Origin of the sequence: Arcicella aurantiaca, assembly GCF_003148625.1 — a bacterium.
Classification (GTDB): Bacteria; Bacteroidota; Bacteroidia; order Cytophagales; family Spirosomataceae; genus Arcicella; species Arcicella aurantiaca.
In genome coordinates this window covers 333,010-354,685 of sequence record NZ_QGGO01000002.1, presented here as the reverse complement: position 1 = coordinate 354,685, position 21,676 = coordinate 333,010, and the positions used below count along the sequence as shown (strand labels likewise).

The window sequence follows — 21,676 nt, the reverse complement described above, 5'->3', positions numbered from 1 at the left end:
TTGTTATCTCAAAGTCCCTACCTATATTAAAATCCAATATTTAATTTGCTACTGGTAGAGTTAAACTTCAATTTTCCTGTTCCTCGGTATTCGATATTTTTAGCATTACCAACGCCATTTAATGTAACAATATGGTTTTGGTCGATGATAACAATATCACCTATTTGAGGAACACGGTTGACATCCCAAGTAGAATTAATCTCCCAATTGCCAGTGGCAATACTGATTACTACACTTGCTGTTGCATTTCCTTGGAATTCATAAGCTCCCATATCAACTCTTCCTCCGTTATATCTTCTTAAATTTCCATCTAAGTCTAAATCAGTAAGCGAAATAGAGCCATTGTCACCTCTATCAACTCCCAATGAACTTGCTTGTAAATGGTAGTCTCCATTTAAGTTTGGCGAAATTCCTTCTGGTGATTGACTAACAAATTGAGGGTCATAATTTAAGTTTCCTGTTCCAGCATAACCACCTTGAATGATACTGTAAGTGATAATTGATTGTGTATCATTAAATGGCGTTGAATTACCCCAGATGATTGAATTCTTCATAACGGGCTGACTATTCGAGTTGAAAATTCCCCCGTTGTATCCACCATTACCACTGAAAGTAGTATTGCTAATCGTCGGGTTAGAATAGTTATTGTAAAGTCCACCAACACCTCTGTTTCCAGAAATCAACGTGTTTGAAATCGTTGCATGGCTTCCATCTTGTAGGTAAATACCCGCACCGAAAGTAGCTTGGTTACCCATAAATTTACAGAAAGTTATGGTTGGTTTGCTGGCATCTCCTGCAAATAAGCCTCCTCCAAATATTGATGAATTACTACTGATTGTACAATTGGTAATCATCGGCATGGCTGCATTTTGAAGAGCAATACCACCTCCGCTTTCATTAGTTACCGTAGATGTTACTGTGGTTATTGGAAGGTTAATTGTTCTACTTGGATTAAAGCTTGCATTTCCGCCCGTAATAGTGAAACCATTTAAAACAGTATTGCTTGATGTACCATTGAATGTTACAACATGATAACTATTATCTGCAATATCATTTGTATTACCAATTTCACCACTTAAAATAGAAACGTTCGTTCTGAAATTACGCTCACTCAAAGCATTTTCTGTTCCAGCAAAACCTCCATAAACAATTACATCATTTGGAATATTGAATGATATATTTCTGTTAACGGTTGTGGTTGTTTTGTAAGTACCTTTAGCTACCCAAACCTCTACACCTGCGGTTGCAGCGGTTAATCCTGTTTGAAGATTTCCATAAGCTGTTGCCCATGAAAGACCGTTTTGTATTGGAGCTGAAAGTTTGGTAATATCTACAAAAATTCTGTTTACCACTGTTACAGTTACATCATTGCTTTTTCCCGAAATACAAGTAACGCTATTGGCTGTTTGCTCGCATTTTGCATAATACTGAGTTGTAACGGTTGGCGAAACTGGCATCGTTACCAAAACATTGTCAGAAGTTTGATACCATTTTACCGTGAAACCTTCTCCTGTACATCCCGTAGCGGTTAGTGTGGTTGAGTTACCATTATAAATAGTTGCTCCTGTTGCCACTGGAATTGCTGGAGTTAATACTGTTAAGGTAACCACGTTTGATTTCTCACTTACTGCCGTTACAGCATTAAATGTTTGCTCACATTTTGCATAATATTGAGTTGTTGTGGTTGGCGAAACAGGCATCGTTACCAAAGCATCATCAGCGTTTTGATACCATTTTAATTCAAATGTGCCTGTGCTTCCCGAACATCCTGTTGCAGTAAGTGTCAAAGGTGTACTGATACAAGTTGTTCCGCCTGTCGCTACTGGTGGCGTTGGACTCAAAACCGTTACCGTTACATCTACTGATTGAGGACTGATACAAGTAATGCCGTTTAATGTTGTTTCACATTTTGCGTAATAATTGCTCGTTACCGTTGGTGAAACAGGCATTGTTGCTAAAGTATTATCAGCCGATTTATACCACTTCAAAACATCATTTACATCTGAACAACCTGTTGCTGTAAGCGTAATACTTGCTCCAAAGATGATTTGGGTATTGGCTTGTGGCGTTGGTGTTGTTGGTGTTGGGTTTACTGTTGCGGAGGTGGTAGCCATAGCGGTACAACCATTAGCATTTGTAACAATTACCTGATATGTTCCCGTTGCTGAAGTAGTAGCAGATAAAATACTTGGATTTTGTAGCGTTGAGCTAAATGAGTTTACGCCTGTCCAAGCATAAGATATTCCGCCACCTGCTGAAAAATTTAAGCTTGCCCCTGTACAAATAGGAGAATTATTACTTGCCGTTGCGGTTGGTATATCATTAACAGTTACCGAAGTAGTAGCCATAGCCGTACATCCATTTTCATTGGTGATGATTAACTGGTATGTACCTGTTGCTAAAGTAGTAGCTGATGTAATACTTGGGTTTTGTAACGTTGAACTAAATGAGTTCGGGCCACTCCACGCATACGAACCAGAAGGAGCGAGTGCAGGAGCAGATAATCCACCACCCATTAAGTTAATGGTATTTCCAGCACAAATAGGGGAATTACTGGTTGCGGTAGCCGTTGGCAGAGCATTTACTGTTACCGCAGTTGTTGCCATAGCTGTACATCCATTTGCGTTGGTAATGATTAATTGGTATGTACCTGTTGCTAAAACTGTTGCACTCGTAATGTTTGGATTCTGTAAAGTTGAGCTAAATGAGTTTGGCCCACTCCACGCATACGAGCCAGAAGGTGCAAGTGTTGGAAGACTTAAACCTCCACCGAACAAATTAACCGTATTGCCAGCACAAACTGGTGAATTGCTTGTGGCTGTTGCGGTAGGTAAGCCATTTATAATTACCGAAGTAGTAGCCGCAGCGGTACAACCCGCAGCATTAGTAACGACAACTTGATAAGTACCATGAGCCGAACTTGTTGCGGAAGCAATACTTGGATTTTGTTGAGTTGAGTTAAATGAATTTACCCCAGTCCAAGCATAAGAAACCCCACCAGTTGCAGATAGATTTAATGTTGAACCCACACAAACAGGCGAATTGTTTGTGGCTGTTGCCGTTGGAAGAGCATTCACCGTTACAGCAGTCGTAGCACTAAAAACACAACCATTCGTATTGGTTACATTAATTGTATATGTTCCCGTTGCTAAAGTAGTGGCATTGGCAATATTTGGATTTTGCTCCGTTGAGGTAAAGCTATTTGGTCCTGTCCAAGAGTATGTTCCTGTTCCTGTACCTGTGAGATTCAAAGCATTTCCTGCACAAATGGGCGAATTACTACTTGCCGTTGGTGCTACCGTTGCCCCTGGTACATCTATTCTTAAATTATAATTACTACAACCCGTACCTGAATTCACTTCATGAACTACTACTACCATCGTTCCATTTGCTGGAATAGTTGCTTCATAAAATGCAGTTCCAATAAAAGTTGAACCGTGGTCAGCTAAATAATTAGTACCCAAAGAGGTAGGATTGTAACTACCTAAATAAGCCACCGAAAAAATATTTGTTCCACAACCAGAGGTTAAACCAATCGTAGCACAAATAGGTGCATTAGTTGGATTGGTAACGGTATAACTATCATAAAGTCTTGACCCTGATGTGGTAAAGTCTCCGGGATAACTTTTGGGAGATGCACAAGTAGAGGCAGCTGCATCACGGAATATCCTTCCTGTTTGTTGAGCATCGCCCGCAACCAATGAGCCACTATATACAAAATCTCCAAACTTCACTGCCGTTGTATCAGAAGCGGAACAGTTAAACTGATTGGTTACAATTACTCGATAAACTCCAGAAGTTGTAACAACCTGCGTTTGTGCAGTACCCCCAAATGTCGTAAATGAATTGGCGAATCCTGTTAAACTTCTTTGCCAAGCGTAAGTATAATTCGGATTGGCAGGGGCAGAAAGCGTTGTACTACTTCCAGAACAAAAAGCTGTACCTGCATCAGTTATGGTTGCTACTACAACAGGGCTTACCGTTACTGTTACCGTGATTGGCGTACCCGTACAGGTTTTTCCTGCATTGGTATAAGATGGTGTGACAGTAAAAGTAACCGTTACTGGCAAAGTTGTAGTATTAGTTAAAGTACCCGAAATATTGCCTGTGCCACTGGCTGCAATGCCAGTTACAGTAGCAGTATTATCTCTTGTCCAGTTGAATACTGTTCCTGCAACAAAACTACTCAAAACGATTGCTTGTGTTTTTTGAGTTATTGCTTTGGGTTCAATATCTGATGCTGGGTCAAGAGCTGGTGGGGCAAATGGCGGAGGAAGGTTAAAGGTAATACCAGTAATACTTGCCCCAGAACATATTGATTGGCTTGGTGTACTTGCGGTAGCTGTTGGAGTAGGGTTCACAATAACCGTAGCCGTAATTGGTGTTCCATTACAAGTACCCACTGGCGTTATTGTAAACGTTACTGTAATTGGGGCTTCGGTAGTATTGGTTAATGAACCCGAAATATTCCCCGAACCACTGGCTGCAATACCTGTTACAGAACCAGTATTATCCCTTGTCCACGTATAACTTGTACCTGTTCCTGATATGGCAATGGTAGTAATTGCTTCACCACTACATATTGTTTGGGTACTTGGGGTTACATTTGCGGTTGCTAAACCATTCACCGTTACCGAAGTTGTTGCGGTTGAAGTACAGTTACTTGGATTAGTAACTACTATTGTATAAGTGCCTGTTGCTAAAACCGTTGCACTCGCAATGGTTGGGTTTTGCTCCGTTGAAGAAAAACCATTTGGTCCACTCCATGCGTATGTACCAATTCCTCCACCTGTGAGGGAAATACTGTTTCCTTCGCAAACAGGCGTGTTGCTACTGGCAGTTGCCGTAGGAATTGCATTAACCGTAACTGCTACTGTTGCTGTACTGGTACAATTGGTAGAATTTGTTACTGTTATCCTGTAAGTTCCTGTTGCTAAGGTTGTTGTATTTGTAATGCTTGGGCTTTGTTCTGTTGAAGTAAACGTATTTGGTCCTGTCCATAAATAAGTATTTCCTGCCGCACCACCTGTTAAATTCAAGGTTGCTCCTGCACAAACAGGCGAATTACTACTCGCTGACGCTGTTGGTAATGGAGATATTGAAACTACATTTGTTGCTACTCTTCCACTTACACAATTAGTCGCCTCACAAGCAATGTAATAAGTAGTAGTAGAAGAAGGAGATTGTGATAAACTTGCTCCTGTTCCTATGCTCGTTCCGCCTGTTGCGGTGGTGTACCACGTAGGTGTTGTACCACTTACACACGTACCCGAAAGTGTAACGCTTCCACCTGGACAAATCACAGTTTTATTTACTGAAACTGCCGTTGGTTTTTTATTATCAAAATCAAAAGGAACAACAAACGTACACGTTGGCTCAGTTGGACTATTAGTTACTTGAGCGTAAAGTGTTTGTATTCCCGTTGGAATGGTATTGTTTGCTGTAAATTTGTTACCTGCCGAAACATAAGTACCTGCTGAAGTCGTTGCTGCTAAATCTGTAAAAATTCCGCTTACTGTATAATTATTAGTACCCCCTAAAGTGAAGATTGGGCAAGCATTGGTAATCACCATTTTATTATTGGTAACACTTGAAACCGTATTTGCCTTCAAAACACCATTGTTCGTAAACGTGCCAGTGTTTGTAAAATCATAAAGATTTGGCATTTGGATTAATCCTGTATTGGTAGTTGTTCCTCCATTTTCATAAAGACCTGTTGTCATCAATATTTTACCACAAGCATTATTGGCAATGGTTGAACCACTTGGATTTGAAATACCGCTTCCTCCTGTAACACTAATTGTTCCATCGTTTATTACACTTGACCCAATACTGCCCAAACTTAGAGCATAAGTTCCACCTGCATAATTGATAGTTCCATGATTGGTAAGGGTCAGAACATTGTTATTGGCTTTAAAATCACCATTAAATATTCCCGTGCTTTCATTCGTAAAAGTAAGATTACCAAATTGAAGTGATGCACCATAGAGGTTATTGGTAGTAATGGTTCCTCTATTCATAATACTTGCCGTAGCTCCAATAGCAAGTCCAACACTGGTGCCACCACCGCTTACATTTATAGTTCCATCATTGATAAGATTACCACCTTGCAAAGTGATTACTCCTGCCGTACTACTTGCATTCAGTGTACCTCCACTTGCAACTGTTAGCGTTGCACCGGAATTAACGTATATCAACTTTACATTGGGTACTGTACCCGAAATAGTGGGTTGATTCGTTTGTAAACCAATCACTACCGCACTATTGGTAGCATCAGGCACCCATGCAGGATTCCAGTTACAGGCATTGTTCCAATCGGTACTTACTAAACCAGTCCAATTAATACCCACATTCCCCGGCGAAGTTGCCAAAGGCGTACACAAACTTACCGCTACCGAAACATTCGTACTTGCATCACTCACACAGGTATTTGTTCCTGTACATTTTGCATAAAAATTGTATGTTCCCTGAGCCGTCAAATTAGGTTGATTGTTGGGTGAAGGAACTGCTACATTGGTTGAAGCATTGTACCAAGTAAGGGTTCCTCCCGAACAGCCTGTTGCCGAAAGCGTTACCGAACCCGTTGTTGATCTACTCGATGGCGTTGCCGTTGGGGCGGTTGGGGCTGGGGTTGAATTAATCATTACAGTTGTATTGGCACTTGCCGAACAGCCTGTTGCAACAATGGTTTTAGTAATAGTATAACTACCTGCGGCGGCTGTTGTTACATTCGCAATACTTGGATTTTGTAAAGAAGAAGTAAAATTATTCGGCCCAGCCCATGAGTAAGTAACACCCAAGATAGTTGGTGTAATTAAATTAAGTGTATTCCCACTACAAACGGGTGAATCATTACTTACGGTGGTTATAGGATTTGCATTGACTGTAAATACTACCGAATTGGTCGCCGTACAACCGCTACTCGTTACCGTAACTATATATGTTCCAGCAGCGGCAGTAGTAGCACTCGTTATCGTAGGGTTTTGAATGGAAGAAGTAAATGAATTTGGACCAGTCCATGAGTATGTTCCTCCTCCTCCCGAAGTTAAATTGATAGTTTGACCTTCACAAATTGGGCTATTGCTACCTATTGTTGCTGTTGGCGTTTGACTTATCGTAACAGCCGTAGTTGCCGAAGCTGTACAGTTAAAGCTATTTGTTTGGGTAATAGTATAAGTACCTCCTGCTGGAATGGTTACATTTGAAATACTCGGATTTCGCAGCGAAGACGTAAAACCATTTGGTCCAGACCATGAATAACTCGTACTCGATGCCGAACTTAAATTGAGGGCATTTCCTGTACAAACTGGCGAATTACTACTTGGAGCAGGAACTGGCAAAGCATTCACCGTTATCAAACCACTATTGGTACCTGCACTTTCACAACCACCCACTAAACATTTGGCAGTATAAGTAGTATTGCTGGTTGGCGATTGGCTAAATGGTGAGCCTGTACCCAATAATGAACTTGGGGCTGCCGTAGTGTACCACTGAATCGTACCATTGGGGCAAGTAGCCGACAATGAAATAGATTGCCCATTACAGATTGAAGTTGCCCCTGTTACACCTGTTGGTGGTGCTACTATTAAATTGGTTGTTGTGGTATTTGAATTAACTGAACCTCCTGTATAAGTAACTGTTGCCTGATTGGTAATAGCACAAGTGCTTGGCGTACTTGACACCGTTGCACTAAACGTAATGGTAGTGTTTTTGCCTGCTGGCAAAGAAAAACCTGTACCTGTACCATTGACCGTAATCGTTTCGCCTGCCATCATTCTGGCATTTGCATTGGTTGATTCTGTGCTTGGTTTAGCTTCGGTTTTAGTAGCAATCGTCTCATTTTCAGTAACAGCAGTTTCCGCTTCTTCTTTTGTTTCTTCTAAAACTGTTTCTGTTTTAGTGACAGCAGGAGTTTCAATCGTTCCCTCTACTTGTTTTTCTGAAATGGCTACTGAATTCACAATGGGTGCGTTGCTATTGGAAGGAACAGCACAGGCAGCAGGGGCAACTGATACAGTTCCAGTAGTGCCTATATTCGTAGAAGTTCCAACAGGGCTATTTGAGTTATTATTCCAAATTGCTTCGGCAGTTGTTCCACTACCCGTAACCCTTTCTAAATAGATTACGCTGGTACTTGTACCCGCTCCATTCTCTTGTGCAAAATGTGCATAATTGGGGTTTACAACTCCATTTACTGTATTACCATTGATTTTTGCACAAGTTTTATTGTATTTTGTTCCTCCAGATCCACCAGAAACGGTATGAATACCTGCAAATGCTTGTGTACCAGTCACATTCATGGTATTATTAGAAATGATGGCATCCATTTTATTTAGAGAGCCTGAATTGGTAGTACCATTAACATTTCTCAGAAAAATCACATTGTCAAAATTATTGGCACTGTTAATCGTCAGGGTATTGTTCATTACCTCTACTTTCATAGTAGCATCACCGTCTTGGTCGGCGTAAATAGCACTACAACAATTACCCACTGACCTAATATCTGTATTACCATTAATACGACCTTGGGTTGTCGAGTTTACTTTTGCTCCCACATATACGCCCGCCTGTCCGCTCGATTTGATGAGCGTATTGTTAAGGATATTGAAATTTAATGTAGCATTATCGTTAGAAGAAAGTTCAATCCCTCCACTTGGGTTGCTTCCGTTATCGAATGTACTGGTCTGCACATTGACCGTCAGTTGAGATGTATTATTACATAAACCTTGAAGTTGTAAAGTTTTCGACCTCAAAAAACTACTTCCCGAAATATTTACCGTACTAACCGTAGAATTAAAGCAATTTATTTCCATGTTATCATTGCCCTGATTACCTCCGTCATACGAATCACGAAAAGTCGAATTGCTTACATTGAGGGTCAAGGGTGTGGTATTGCCTAATTGCGTAATCAACACGCATCTCGACAAAGGAGAAGCAATCGTAGTATTGCTGATAGAACACGTACCGCCCAAGTCAATGGCATGAATACCACCCTCTACCGACGGCAAAGTGTTTGTTCCGCCATCACCTGGGTCTGTGATGGTACTATTGGCTAAACTAAATGTCGTTACTTTGTATAAATTGATACCAGTATGTACGATAGTTCCTGTAAAACTTAGATTATCTAATGTCAAGCCCGTTACATTAGCTGCATGAATCGCACCGTTGGCATTTGAGTTATCAGATGTATTTGGAGTTCCATCATTAAGTGAATTGGCATTGGTAAAATTCATGTTTTTGAGCGTAATATTTGAAGCATTTTCAAAATTTGCTCCTCTACTACTAAAACCTGAAATACTACCACCGCTTCCTGCTGTTGAGCCTGTTCCGTTTATATTAAATGAACCACTTGTATTTTTCAGCGTTAAACCAATAGTTGCTCCAGTAGCACCCGTAGTGGTATAACTATCAAGTACCATATTTAAGTTGGCTTTTGCAGCCGAAGATCCTCCTTCAAGAAAAATACCTGGAACAGAGCCTGTTGTATTGCTTGTTGTGATTGTACCACTCGTACAAGAGATTGTATTAGAAGTAAATACATTCATTGCAGTTTGTCCTGCATCAGGGGCAATATCTAAATCACCAAAAGTTAGTGTTGAAGTATTTGATGTAGTACCTGACGTAGTAATACCATTTCCACCAGAGCCTGTAATATTTGTATTTCCAAAATTGGCTGTTACACTACTTGCCCCTAACACTCCAATTCCTCTACTCGTAGGATTTGTGATGGTAGTTCCACCTACGATTGTGAGTGTGCCAGCAACGCCTGTTAAAGCTATTCCATCTGCCGCCGAATTAGTAGAAGAAATACTGACAAATGTAGCACCCAAAGTACCTGTCGTAAGGTCTAATGCTTGCCCATTGCCATTAAGAGCAATTTCAGAAGCAGTCAATGTACCGAAAGACGAGCCTACGATGTCTTTGGTACTATTGCCCATGTCAAAACCACGAAGGGTATTGCTTGAGCCTAATGTAATGGTCGTTCCGCTACTGGTTAGATTGGGTTTTGTACCACCTGTTGCGGGTAAAGCATTACTAAACGTAGGCACGGTAACTCCCAGAATAGTAGCAAGACTTGCCGAAGCACCTTGCCCGATAACCCTTTGGTTATTTTCCAATGTCAAGCTACCTGAATAAGCAGTGGCATTTGAATAAATAAAAATAGCGTTTGAACCTGTGCCTGTAACATTACTAATATCTTTGAACGGACTTTGCAACGTACCCGTTCCACTCGTTGCAGCAGCCAAATTGACAAAATAGATTGGAGCAGAAACATTTATCGTTACGGTGGCAGTACGAGTAAAATAAGTATTGGAAATAGTATAGGTAAATGTGGTATTACCGCTAAATCCAACCGTTGGAGTAAAGGTAAAACTACCATCAGGGTTCATCACGACTGTACCCTGAGTTCCTGCTTGGTTCACGGCAGTTGTACTCATTGAGGTATTGACAGGATTGACATCATTTGCCAAAACTCCATTGGCTGTTGGTACGTTGATACCCACATTACCAATACAATCATAGCTGTCTTCCACCGCTATTGGGCTTGCTTTTACCGACCCTGCCACTAAGGTTAGGTCTGCCACCAACGGGTCTGTTACCACTACGTTTGCAGCATCAGTGCCTGCATTGCTTACTACAATGGTATAGTCTAATTGCCCGCCTGGTACGGCACTTCCTGTTACAGACTTGGTAGCAGTAATCGAAGGTGGCAAAAGCGTTGAATACAGTATATTCTCCTCTGGCGTAAGTGCCTGAGTACCTGCGTAGGGAATGACTTGTTTACGGATTTTTCGGGCAACAGATTTCGCCTTAGGTTTTTCTGTTTTGGAGTTTTTAATAGAATTATCCAAATTTCTTGAAAAAAGGACGATATCGAAAAGGGTTGTATTGGAGAAACCCAACCATGCGGTCAGAATTCCTATCAGAAATAGGTAAATTTTTTTCATGAGTATTTACGTGTTTATTGTAAGACGTTTATAGGCGTGTGTAACTGCCTGTAAATCAGTAATGTTAAGAAAATACGGCTTCATATTTCATTCCAATATTATCAAAGCCCATTGGTCCTAAAAACATTGGAATTTCTCCCAAAATGGGATGTTCAACCACAAAAGTCCCTTGTTGGTAATACTCATTTTGTTGTTGAGTCCTAAATGTTAATAAAAATGGTTCACGTTCAAGGGGCGTATAACCTTTGAGTTTAACCACTTCCACTAACTCGGCAGGTAAAGTAACATCTTCAGAAAACTTGATTTTCAAATTCTGATTGAGATACCCCTTGAAATCTTGATGTGTTAATTCTTGTAATTCCATTGTAGTAAATGATAAACTCCGTTTGTTTCTGAAATCTTCTGAAATCCTAATCTTTTATATAGATTCATAGCTGGATTAAAACTCTCTACATGAATCGTTATGGGTTGCTCAATGACTTTGGCACGTTCAAAAATGCCTTGTAAAATGGTTGTCCCTAATCCTTTTTTCTGAAATTCTGGCAAAATAGCAATGTCAATAATTCGTATTGTATTCTCAAAACCTTCATCATAATACAGCCTTCCGATAAACTCTTTATTTCTTTCAATCACAAAAAACTTTGCTTCTGTATAATTCTGTTGATAGTAAGTATGTTGTGCATGAAATTGTTGATTTAGAAAAGCTATTTTCATTTCAGTATTCCAATACGTTACTTGATTTACTTCTGCCTCACGGGTACTGAAATAGACTTTTTTCAGAAAAGGAATATCCTCCTCTGAAAAAAGTCTTAGTTTGATATTTTTATCTTTGAATTGTAATGTCATGGTTTTAACCTCTCGGTGGAAAAATTCCTTGCATAGCAATACAAAAATTCATTGTCAGATACGGCATCATGTTATTATGCGGTTGTGTACCTCCCGCTGGTGCAATGGTCTGCATGTTCATTGCTACCAAAGGAGAATTAGAAGCATTATAAATCGTGCCTTGTGCCGACCTCGATAGATTCATTGTAGAATCGGGTATTTTTTGATCGCCAGGTAAATTTGCCGACATCAAGCTATGATTATGAGAAGGCATTTCGGTTTGGAGGAGTGTTACGGTCTCCGAACCACTTTCTTCTCCTATGTCATGGAGTGATAAGCCAGGACCTTGCCCCCAAAACATAGGTGCATTCCCTTGTAAATTTGGAAGTCCAAAAGTGACTTTTCCATCGCCACCATAGTTAGTTCCTAACAATGAAAAAAGAGCAGTATTTTGTGAAATTGGTAAGAGTTGACCCGCACAAAAAGCCCAGCCACGTGGTGCAAAATTGAAAGGGAAAATTCGTATTTCGGCTACAAATTGGTCTGCCATAATTAATATATTGAATGTTTAAAATCGTTGAAAATTTATTTTACTAAATCAAAAGCCTATTTTAGGTTGGACTTGGAAAAACCCCAAATAAAGAAATAATAAAACTAATACACAGATAGGGCTGCATATTATCGTGTGGCTGGTTTCCGCCCGTACTACTAATTGATGAAGCCCCCAGTGCTACATTTACGGATGTCTCTGAAACATAAGGTAATATTTGATTGGGTTGGGCAATAAAGTTATTTTGGGGGCTGGCAGTATTGGCAATTGCCGAACTCGCTAAATACGGATGTGAATGTACGGGTAACTCCTGTTGTGTAAGAGTTACCTGCTCTATTCCTCCCATTTGTGCAAGTTGGTAGGTTGCTCCACCGCCTGTACCCATATGTATAGGTACTCGACCTCGTAAATCAGGTACTGCAAAAGTCTGTGAGCCATCGCCACCATAAGTAGTACCGATTAACTGAAAAAGAACTTCATTTTCTGCGATAGACATTAACGCTCCATTACAAAAAGCCCAGCCAGAAGGGGCAAAATTTCCCCCAAACATTCGTATTTCTCCAATATATGGTTGTGCCATAGCTATTATTTAATTTAAAAGATTATCAGAAAATTAAGTTTGTGATGGGAAAATCCCTTGTAATGCAATGCAAAAATTGAGTGTGGTATAAGGCTGCATATTCAAGTGTGGTTGGCTTCCACCTGCATTCGAAATAGAAGTCGGATTCATTACAACCAAACCCGATGTTACTGAATTATAAAAATCAGCAGGGGCGGTATTTGCTAAATAATTGCCCGCACTGATAGCCGTATTGTTTGTACTGGTATTTACTCCACTGGCAAAATGAATATGCTGGGGCATTTGGGCGTTAAGGAGTGTAACCGCTGTCGAACCAGCAGCTTCACCTATTGTATGCCCATTTCCAAACGAAATGGGTACTCTACCTCGACTGTCAGGCAAAGCAAAGTTCGTTTGTCCGTTACCTCCATAGGTAGTTCCAAGCAATGAGAAAAGTGCTTGATTTTGATTGATGGGCAAGAGTTGTCCGTTGCATAAAGCCCAGCCTTTGGGGGCAAAGCCGAAGGACATTATTCGGATTTCTGATAAAAAAGGTTCTGCCATAGTTAATTAAATTGGTTTTATTAGTAAAAATCTTTCAAAAATAATGAGGTTAATAATGATTAAATAGGGTAAAAATACCTGTTTTATAAAATGAGACTTTCGGCTGATTTTACAGGAAAAACCCTAAATTTATTTTTTTGAGTATTGCTATTTAAAAAATTTATTATGGTTGCAACTTTTTGAAAATCAAAAAGTTGATTTGTATTTGATTCAAAATAATCGACTTTGTTAAATAGTTTTACGTCATCGTCTGACAAGCTAACCGAAGAGCATAAAACACCTTCTTGTTGGCATATTTTAAGCAATGCTTCATTGTTCTCATTTTGATTAATCATAAGGTATTTTCCCAGATTAATATATTGTTGAAGAAGCCTTGTTTGATTCGTTTCAGTTAAACTATTTAGGAATATAATATCTGCTTTTTCTAAAGAATTAATGAGGCTGATGTCTTGATGCTGAGAAAGTTTTTGGATAATTATTTCGTCTCCATCTAATACAAAAATGCTTAGTTTTTGGGTTGAATTTTTAGCTATCAATGTGTTTGGTGTTACAATGACTGAGGCAGATGTTATGCCCAGACACGCTAAAAAGTGCCTTCTTGATAAATTCAAAAAAATGGTTTTCATATATTATTGTATTGGCTATAATGCTAAATAAAACTTGAAACTGGGGCGGAAGTGGATATAACTTTTATGCCATAAACCCAAAGAACACCTTATCGTCTTTAGCAAAATGGACAGTTAGCGGAAACATATTTCTTAAAAGGATGTGTATCTTTTGAAATAATATTTTTAGATTGAGTACTTATAAAAATTCTAATGAATATTTATGTTGATTTGAAATTCATGTAATTTGTTGAAATAGTGATAGTTGAAGTGCTAATCCGAAGTGTCGGTCGCCCTAAAACAAAACTAATTCCTACTGACTTGAAAAGGCGTTATTAATTTTAGATAGCGGTGGTTTTTGCTTTCGGATAGGTGGAATATAATGAAATGAACCCATACGTCTATGAGATAAACGTTGCTTAGATAGATAGTTAAATAATAGAGAAATGGTAATTTGGGTCATGGGTTCATGCTACCGACTTATCCAAACGGGTATGATAGAATAAGTAAGCGTACTGTGTTTTATGTGTTAGTGAAAAAATTGGGTCAATTAGGGAATTGACACAGGGTACTGTTAAAACGAAGCATTCAACATAAATTTACGTTATCAATTTTCGTTATTTTATTTGTTAAATATTTGCTGAAATTAATTTAATGAGGGATAATCTTTTATACATTTCAGAACCTTTTTAGGCAAAATTGATTGTATAGAATTATCTTGATGGAGATGTATATGAATGAAGGATAACAAGAAGATTTGTCAATATTACAAAAATATTAATAATATATAATACTTATGCTATATTTTTTTATGATTGATTATTAAGCGGTTATCTGATATATGAAATGGCGAATTGTTGCACAAAAAAAAGCGACTCAAATTAAATTTAAGTCGCTTTAAAAATATTATTAATGATTATTCGGGTCTAACCTTCATAATCTTAACAGTTGTTCTTCTATTTTTTTGATGTTCTGCTTCAGTACAACTTACACCGTCGGTACATTTATTTACCAAATCGCTCTCGCCATAACCTTTCGCTAACATTCTATTACGCTCAATACCTTTTCTTGCAATATAATCAACGGCTGCTTGAGCTCTTTTTTCTGAAAGATTCATGTTGTCTTGGGCATCTCCACGGCTGTCAGTATGCGAACCTAATTCAATGACCATTGAAGGGAATTTTTGTAACGTTGCCGCCAATTTATCTAATTCACGAGCTGCATCTTTACGGATAAGAGCTTTGTTTGAATCATAATAAATATTGTCCATCGTAATTAAATCACCTTCTTTGAAAAGCCCAGAGTTCAACGAAATCTCTTTTGCTTTTCCTTTCTTTACTTTCTTGATTTTATTGACGTTTGTACCATAACCATCTTTTGAAACTTCCAAGGTATAATCACAACCATCAGTCATATTGAAGGCATAAACCCCGTCTGGCCCTGTCATTACTTGCTGAGTGGTATTATCACAATCATTTTTGAACGTTACCAATACACCTTCGATTGGGGTTTTTTCAACTTCGGTTTTTACAATACCTTTCAATAACGATTTCTTTTTAGTAACTGCTTCGGGTGTAAATACAGGTGCTACGGGAGTAACTACTTTTTCAACAACTGCTTGCGGTTCTGGCTCAGGTTCAACAATTTGTACCTTCATCAAAGGCACATCTAATCTTGAAGGTTCGTCGTCAGCTTCTCCTTTGGTTGAATATCCCACAAAGTTGGTTACATAACCTTCTTTCATGATTTTCATCGAATAGTCTAAATCTTGACCTGTACAGAATTTCAAACTTCCGTTTTTGTCTGTTCTCTTTTTCTCAGAAGTTCCACCTTTTGGATTAATTTCAACGTCTGTATCCGCAATTGGTTCTTTGGTTTCAGGGTCAAAAATACTCACGGTCATTTCACGACAATCATACGCTGAACCGCCTTCACGAGTAAAACGATAAATATCATCGTCTTCGCCACGTTTACGGTCTGAACTGAAATAACCTGTTTTGCGATTTCCGTCAGTTATAATTCCAAAATCATCATTTGGAGAATTAAAAGGTTCGCCTAAAGCAACAGGTTTATTGGCATTGGCTCCGTTTTTCATTTCAGCGAAAAACATATCTAAACCACCTTCACCGCCCCAACCGTCAGACGAGAAGTATAAATTACCTCTTTCGTCAACAAATGGGAAAACCTCCACGCCTTTTGAATTAATGTCTTTCCCTAAGTTTTTAGGTTCGTTCCAGTTTCCATTTTTATATTCCGAAACCCAAATATCCATTCCTCCAAAACCACCTTCACGGTCAGACGCAAAATATAAATATCTTCCGTCTTTTGATAATGAAGGGTGAGCCGTTGATACTTCATCGTCATTAAAAGGCAATTCTGTGGCTTCTCCCCAAGCTCCGTTTACGTTTTCTGCTGAATAAAGTTTCAGCTTCATTTCGTTATCTTCGCTTGTGCCTTTTTCGCCTTCGTTAAAGTTATTTCTGGTGAAAATTATCTGAGTAAAATCTTTATTGAATGTTGCTGGACCTTCGTGAAATTTAGTATTTAATGACTTACTAAATATTTCAGATTCTGCAATTTGTCCTTTTACTTTTGCTACTGCTTCGTCTGTTCCACCAAAGAAATTAAGTGTTTTAGAATCATTCGCCGTTGGACGAGAATAATAATCGTTTCCTAAAGATTTTGCTCCTCCTGATGTAATTCTTTTGGTTTTTTTAGCATTTCCATCTGCTCCAAGTCCTTGCACTTTACTGAGGTCATTTAGATAAAATAAATCTAAATATCCCCCTTTGTCGTTCATCAAACTTGTTCCTGTGCCTTTTCCAGAACAAAAAACGATACCGTCTTTGTAATACATCGGGCTAAATTCTGGATTGGAAGTATTAAAGTCTAAGAAATCAACTTTATATTTTCCTTTTCCATTAGTCAGAGACGTAACATCTTGTGAAATTTTAGCACTTGTAGCTGATTTGAAAGACTGTACATTTTGACTTTCAAGAACTTGTGAAGCACTATATTTATCAAAGAAATCTTGAGATTCTTTATATTTACCATTATCTGCCAACACTTGAGCAAATTGAAGGTAAGATTTGGCATTTTCTCCAACTAAATCTCCTGCTGATGCAAAAGCCTGACGAAAAACACGTTCAGCATTTGAACCGTCTTTAGCCTGCTTATAACTGGTTGCTAATTTTAAAAGCACCGATAATTTATCATTTTCAGATAGATTTGCGGAACCGTCTTTTAGCACCTGCTCAAATTTTTGAATGGCAGTAGGATAACTCCGTAAATCAAAATGACGAATAGCGTCACTCAACAACGGGTTGGTTTGTTGGGCAGAAACATTGCTCAAAAGAGCAGTCGCCAACGTGAGGGTAAGTCCAATTTTTCTTAACTTAGGCATCGTGTTAGTATCGTAAGTCCTTATATGTTCTGACAAAGTTCGTTCCATAAACGCATCGTCGTAAAAAATTATAATTATCAGTAAGGATTTTTGATGGGTATTTTAAAGCGGAAAAACTCGAATATAACTACATTATTCATCAGTTTATTAGCATAAATCATGCCAAATTAGGCTTTGGAGCTGGCAAATATAAAGATGTAAACGGCTGAAAAAAAGCAAATTAGTCATTGTTGCCTTAGAAAAAGTAGTAACAGCACTAAAATATAAATCTCATAATAGAAAATATGTTAAAAAGTTTTTATAATGAAACCCTCATAGAAGCAGGATTAGATGAAGCGGGAAGGGGTTGTTTAGCGGGCCCAGTAGTAGCTGCCGCAGTTATTTTACCCAAATATTATGAACATCAATTGCTAAATGACTCAAAACAATTGACCAAAAAGCAAAGAGAAATATTGCGGGTTGATATTATGCGTGATGCCCTTGCATACCAAATTGCGGAGGTTTCCAATCAGGAAATTGACGAAATAAATATCCTAAAAGCAAGCATGAAAGCTATGCACTTGGCAACGGATAAGCTAACTATTCGCCCCGAACATTTGTTGATTGATGGAAATCGTTTTCCTAACTATCCACTTATTCCGCATACTTGTATCGTGAAAGGAGATAGTAAATTCATGTCAATTGCAGCGGCATCAATTTTAGCAAAGACATACCGAGATGATTTAATGGAAGGTCTTGCCAAAGAATTTCCAGAATATGGTTGGGAAAAAAATGCAGGTTATCCAACAGTAAAACATCGACAAGCCATCAAAGAATTTGGTGTAACGGTTCATCATCGTTTGACATTTAGATTTGAGCGATAAAATTGGTTCTATTATGATTTATATAGGGATTCATTTGTCCGATTAACGCTGGCAGGGTTCCAAAACCCTGCCAGCGTTCTACTCCGTATAAATTATAGAAGAAGCACAAATTTTATTACATTTGTAAAAATAAAATCATGCTAAAAAGAGGAATGAAACCTGCACATCCAGGTATTTTAATTCGTGAAAATATAGAAGGATTGCGTACAGAAGGCAAAGATGTTACGATTGAAGACGTAGCAAATGCTCTTGGAATTACTCGTAAAACACTTTCAAATGTTATGAATGGTCATCAAGGAATCAGTCCAGCGATGGCGATTCGTTTATCTGAATGTTTTGGAACAACTGCTAAATTTTGGTTAAATGTTCAGCGGAGTTATGATTTATTTGAAGCTGATAAAACGGTTCAGCGTCAAAGCATCGTTCACCTTTGGGAACGTCCTTTGATAGCTGAAATGATTTAAAATATTTATCAATATTTTCAAAAATATGAATCAATTCCAACATATAGTTTCTAATCAAGGTATTCTTGGTGGAAAACCCTGTATTAAAGGTACACGGATCAGCGTTCAGCTAATTTTAGAGTGGGTAGCGGTTGGAACAACTATCCAAGAAATATTAGAAAAATATCCTCATTTGACCTATGAGAGTATTCAAGAGGCTACTAAGTATAATTTGAATTAAATATTAAAATACTTTCTGATGAAAACTATACTTAAAATCCTGTTTAGCATTACAATTTTATACTTGTTTAGTTGTAACAAAAAACCTAATGGAAATAATATTGCTAAATTAAATTTTACTTCTGATGCCGACAGTGTTATTGTTTACATTTATGATGGGCTTATGGGTCAATCAATAGTAGATTTAAATGGTAAAATTGACACAACTATTGTAACCTCTAAAAAATTAACAAATTCAGAGATTGGCAAATTAGTTACTTTATTAAACATCAAAAGAGTTGAAGCAGATTCTTCAATGGATTATGCCGAAGCGGCTTGCTGTTCTCCTCATCACGGAATTATATTTTATAAAAATACAAAACCCTCCAAATGGATTAGCCTTTGTTTCGATTGCAACTGTATAGATTCTACTATTCCAACTGATATTCGACCCGCACATTTTATTGATTTCATTACAAACCTTCATTTAAAAGTTGGAAATAAAGAACTTCCCGTTGAAAAGTTTGGGGTTTTTGACCGTGATGAAAATATAATTAAAATCAATGAAAAGCGATACGGAAAATCTTACCAATCATTCCGTCATAATTTATCAGAACTTCACCACTAACTCCCCAATCAAAAAATGCCCATCCGTTCAATACTCGCTAAACCTTTTGCCTCTTTCGTCGTAAATAATCGCCGAAAATGGGAACAACGTGCCGTAGAAACACAGCTTTCTTTGATGAAATCGTTGGTTTCTGATGCTTCACATACGCTTTTTGGAAAAGACAATAAATTTAATCAAATTTCTGATTATCAAGACTTTAAGCATTCTGTTGCTGTTCAAGATTATGAAAATCTAAAACCGTACATTGAAAAAGTAGTAGCAGGCGAACCTGATATTCTCTGGAAAGGGAAACCGCTTTATTTTGCCAAAACTTCGGGGACAACTTCGGGTGTAAAATATATTCCAATTTCCCAAGAATCCATCGGTTTTCATATCAACGGGGCAAGAGATGCTTTGTTGAGTTATGTGCATGAAACGGGCAATTCTAAATTCTTGGATAAAAACCTCATTTTCTTATCGGGTTCTCCAGAAATGCACAAAAAAAATGGCATTTTCACGGGACGACTTTCGGGTATTGTCAATCATCACGTACCGAGTTATTTGAGGAGTAATCAAATGCCAAGTTATGAGACCAATTGTATTGAAGATTGGGAAACGAAACTTGAAAAAATTATAGATGAAACCATCGACAAACCGATGTCTTTGATTTCGGGAATTCCGCCTTGGGTTCAGATGTATTTTGATAGAATTCAAGCAAGAACTGGTAAGAAAATTAAAGATGTTTTTCCCGAATTTTCATTATTTGTATATGGTGGGGTAAATTTTGAACCATATCGGGCAAAGCTTTATGAGTCTATTGGCTGTAAAATAGATTCTATCGAAACGTATCCTGCTTCAGAGGGATTCATCGCTTACCAAGATTCTCAAACAGAGGAAGGTCTTTTGATGCTTTTAAATTCTGGGATTTTCTATGAATTTATTCCCGTTGGAGACTACTTCAAGCCAAATCCAAGACGTTTGCATATTGGAGAAGTACAATTAGGCGTAAATTATGCCGTAGTGATGAATACCAATGCTGGGCTTTGGGGATATTCTATTGGAGATACCGTAAAATTTGTCTCTTTAAATCCTTATCGCATCGTAGTTTCGGGACGAATTAAGCATTTTATTTCTGCTTTCGGTGAACACGTAATTGGCGAAGAAGTTGAAAAAGCGATGCAATTCGCCATGCAACGTCATCCCGAAGTAGAATTAGTTGAGTTTACCGTTGCTCCACAAGTAACACCACCCGAAGGAGGTTTGCCGTATCATGAATGGCTGATTGAGTTTTCAAGAGAACCACAAAATATAGAAAGTTTTGCCCAAGATATTAACCAAAAGTTAGCAGAATTGAATGTTTATTATGATGATTTAATGGTTGGAAATATTCTCAGACCATTGAAAATCAAATCTTTGCAAAGAGATTCTTTTATCAATTATATGAGAAATGAAGGGAAATTAGGAGGGCAAAATAAAGTACCAAGACTGTCGAATGATAGAGGAATTGCGGATAAATTATAATTCTCATTATTTTCATAAATATCAAAACCCCTTGTGAGCTTTTAAACTTACAAGGGGTTTTGTGTAAATAAACTCATTGTTCTATATTTTTACCTTCACGTATTTTTCGATATTCAATCTATTTACGCCAATGCTGTCAATTTTTTCAATACCTGTTTGAATTAATGTATCATTTTTAACCGTTACAGTAAATTCAAATTTGTTGTTTTCCCATTCTCTGGCGTTGCAATATTCTAAAAACTCGGTGTATTTATCGCCTATTAAGGTGTATTTCCCACCGCCCGCACCAAACGACGCCGTTGAGTCTTTTCCTTTATTCAAATCATGGTTTAAGAAGGAAAAATGAGTATCATTAATAATTTTGATGGCGTTTTTGTCTTTTGTATAATCGGTTATTGTTGTATCTCCTTTTTCGATAAGTGTTCCAGAAATTAGTTTCCAAGTACCATTAATTGAAGAAGAGGAATCCTGTTTTGGGTCTGTTTTACAAGAAATAATAAAGGAAGAAATGGCAATAATAGATAAGATTTTTTTCATTGTTGAGAGCGTTTTTTAAATGAATAAGTAA

Annotated in this window: 14 protein-coding genes; 5 read left to right on the top strand and 9 right to left on the bottom strand. The window is 38.1% G+C overall.

Annotated elements, in window-relative coordinates:
- Positions 1 to 26: 26 nt before the first annotated feature.
- The 8 genes from LV89_RS03140 to LV89_RS03105 all read right to left on the bottom strand — a co-directional run bounded on the left by LV89_RS03140 (position 27) and on the right by LV89_RS03105 (position 17,455).
- The gene (locus LV89_RS03140; protein WP_109741398.1) at positions 27 to 10,949 is read right to left on the bottom strand and encodes an Ig-like domain-containing protein; all 10,923 of its coding nucleotides are present in this window, start codon (positions 10,947 to 10,949) and stop codon (positions 27 to 29) included.
- A 64-nt stretch (positions 10,950 to 11,013) separates the two neighbouring features.
- Positions 11,014 to 11,313, bottom strand: a complete 300-nt coding sequence (locus tag LV89_RS03135) for a DUF6916 family protein (protein ID WP_109741397.1) — start codon at positions 11,311 to 11,313, stop codon at positions 11,014 to 11,016.
- On the bottom strand, positions 11,295 to 11,795 hold the full coding sequence (locus LV89_RS03130; protein ID WP_109741396.1) for a GNAT family N-acetyltransferase: 501 nt from the start codon (positions 11,793 to 11,795) through the stop codon (positions 11,295 to 11,297). The genes LV89_RS03135 and LV89_RS03130 overlap by 19 nt, the downstream gene beginning before the upstream one ends.
- Positions 11,796 to 11,799: 4 nt before the next feature.
- Positions 11,800 to 12,324 (bottom strand): phage tail protein, encoded by a 525-nt coding sequence (locus tag LV89_RS03125; protein WP_109741395.1) that lies wholly within the window; start codon positions 12,322 to 12,324, stop codon positions 11,800 to 11,802.
- Positions 12,325 to 12,385: 61 nt separating this feature from the next.
- Complete coding sequence (locus LV89_RS03120; protein WP_109741394.1) at positions 12,386 to 12,904, bottom strand: phage tail protein; 519 nt, start codon at positions 12,902 to 12,904, stop codon at positions 12,386 to 12,388.
- Between the two features lie 33 nt (positions 12,905 to 12,937).
- Positions 12,938 to 13,447 (bottom strand): phage tail protein, encoded by a 510-nt coding sequence (locus LV89_RS03115; RefSeq protein WP_109741393.1) that lies wholly within the window; start codon positions 13,445 to 13,447, stop codon positions 12,938 to 12,940.
- Between the two features lie 83 nt (positions 13,448 to 13,530).
- A complete protein-coding gene (locus LV89_RS03110) occupies positions 13,531 to 14,073 on the bottom strand; it encodes a hypothetical protein (RefSeq protein ID WP_109741392.1) in 543 nt (180 codons plus the stop codon).
- A gap of 895 nt (positions 14,074 to 14,968) precedes the next feature.
- Positions 14,969 to 17,455: an OmpA family protein gene (locus LV89_RS03105; RefSeq protein ID WP_158279497.1), complete on the bottom strand. Its 2,487-nt coding sequence runs from the start codon at positions 17,453 to 17,455 to the stop codon at positions 14,969 to 14,971.
- A gap of 284 nt (positions 17,456 to 17,739) precedes the next feature.
- On the opposite strand from LV89_RS03105, the gene rnhB reads away from it, so the two are divergent.
- The 5 genes from rnhB (at position 17,740) to LV89_RS03080 (ending at position 21,108) form a co-directional block, all read left to right on the top strand.
- Entirely contained in the window at positions 17,740 to 18,318 is a 579-nt protein-coding gene (gene rnhB, locus LV89_RS03100) for a ribonuclease HII (RefSeq protein ID WP_109741390.1), read from the top strand.
- Between the two features lie 137 nt (positions 18,319 to 18,455).
- Positions 18,456 to 18,782 carry a HigA family addiction module antitoxin gene (locus tag LV89_RS03095; protein WP_109741389.1) on the top strand — a complete coding sequence of 109 codons (327 nt, stop codon included), beginning with the start codon at positions 18,456 to 18,458 and terminating at the stop codon, positions 18,780 to 18,782.
- Between the two features lie 25 nt (positions 18,783 to 18,807).
- Entirely contained in the window at positions 18,808 to 19,002 is a 195-nt protein-coding gene (locus LV89_RS03090) for a DUF433 domain-containing protein (RefSeq protein WP_109741388.1), read from the top strand.
- Positions 19,003 to 19,020: 18 nt separating this feature from the next.
- Complete coding sequence (locus LV89_RS03085; RefSeq protein WP_109741387.1) at positions 19,021 to 19,608, top strand: hypothetical protein; 588 nt, start codon at positions 19,021 to 19,023, stop codon at positions 19,606 to 19,608.
- Positions 19,609 to 19,623: 15 nt separating this feature from the next.
- The gene (locus LV89_RS03080) at positions 19,624 to 21,108 is read left to right on the top strand and encodes a GH3 auxin-responsive promoter family protein (RefSeq protein WP_109741386.1); all 1,485 of its coding nucleotides are present in this window, start codon (positions 19,624 to 19,626) and stop codon (positions 21,106 to 21,108) included.
- 81 nt (positions 21,109 to 21,189) lie between these two features.
- Here LV89_RS03080 and LV89_RS03075 read toward each other — a convergent pair whose 3' ends face one another.
- The gene (locus LV89_RS03075; protein ID WP_109741385.1) at positions 21,190 to 21,645 is read right to left on the bottom strand and encodes a hypothetical protein; all 456 of its coding nucleotides are present in this window, start codon (positions 21,643 to 21,645) and stop codon (positions 21,190 to 21,192) included.
- Between the last annotated feature and the right edge of the window lie 31 nt (positions 21,646 to 21,676).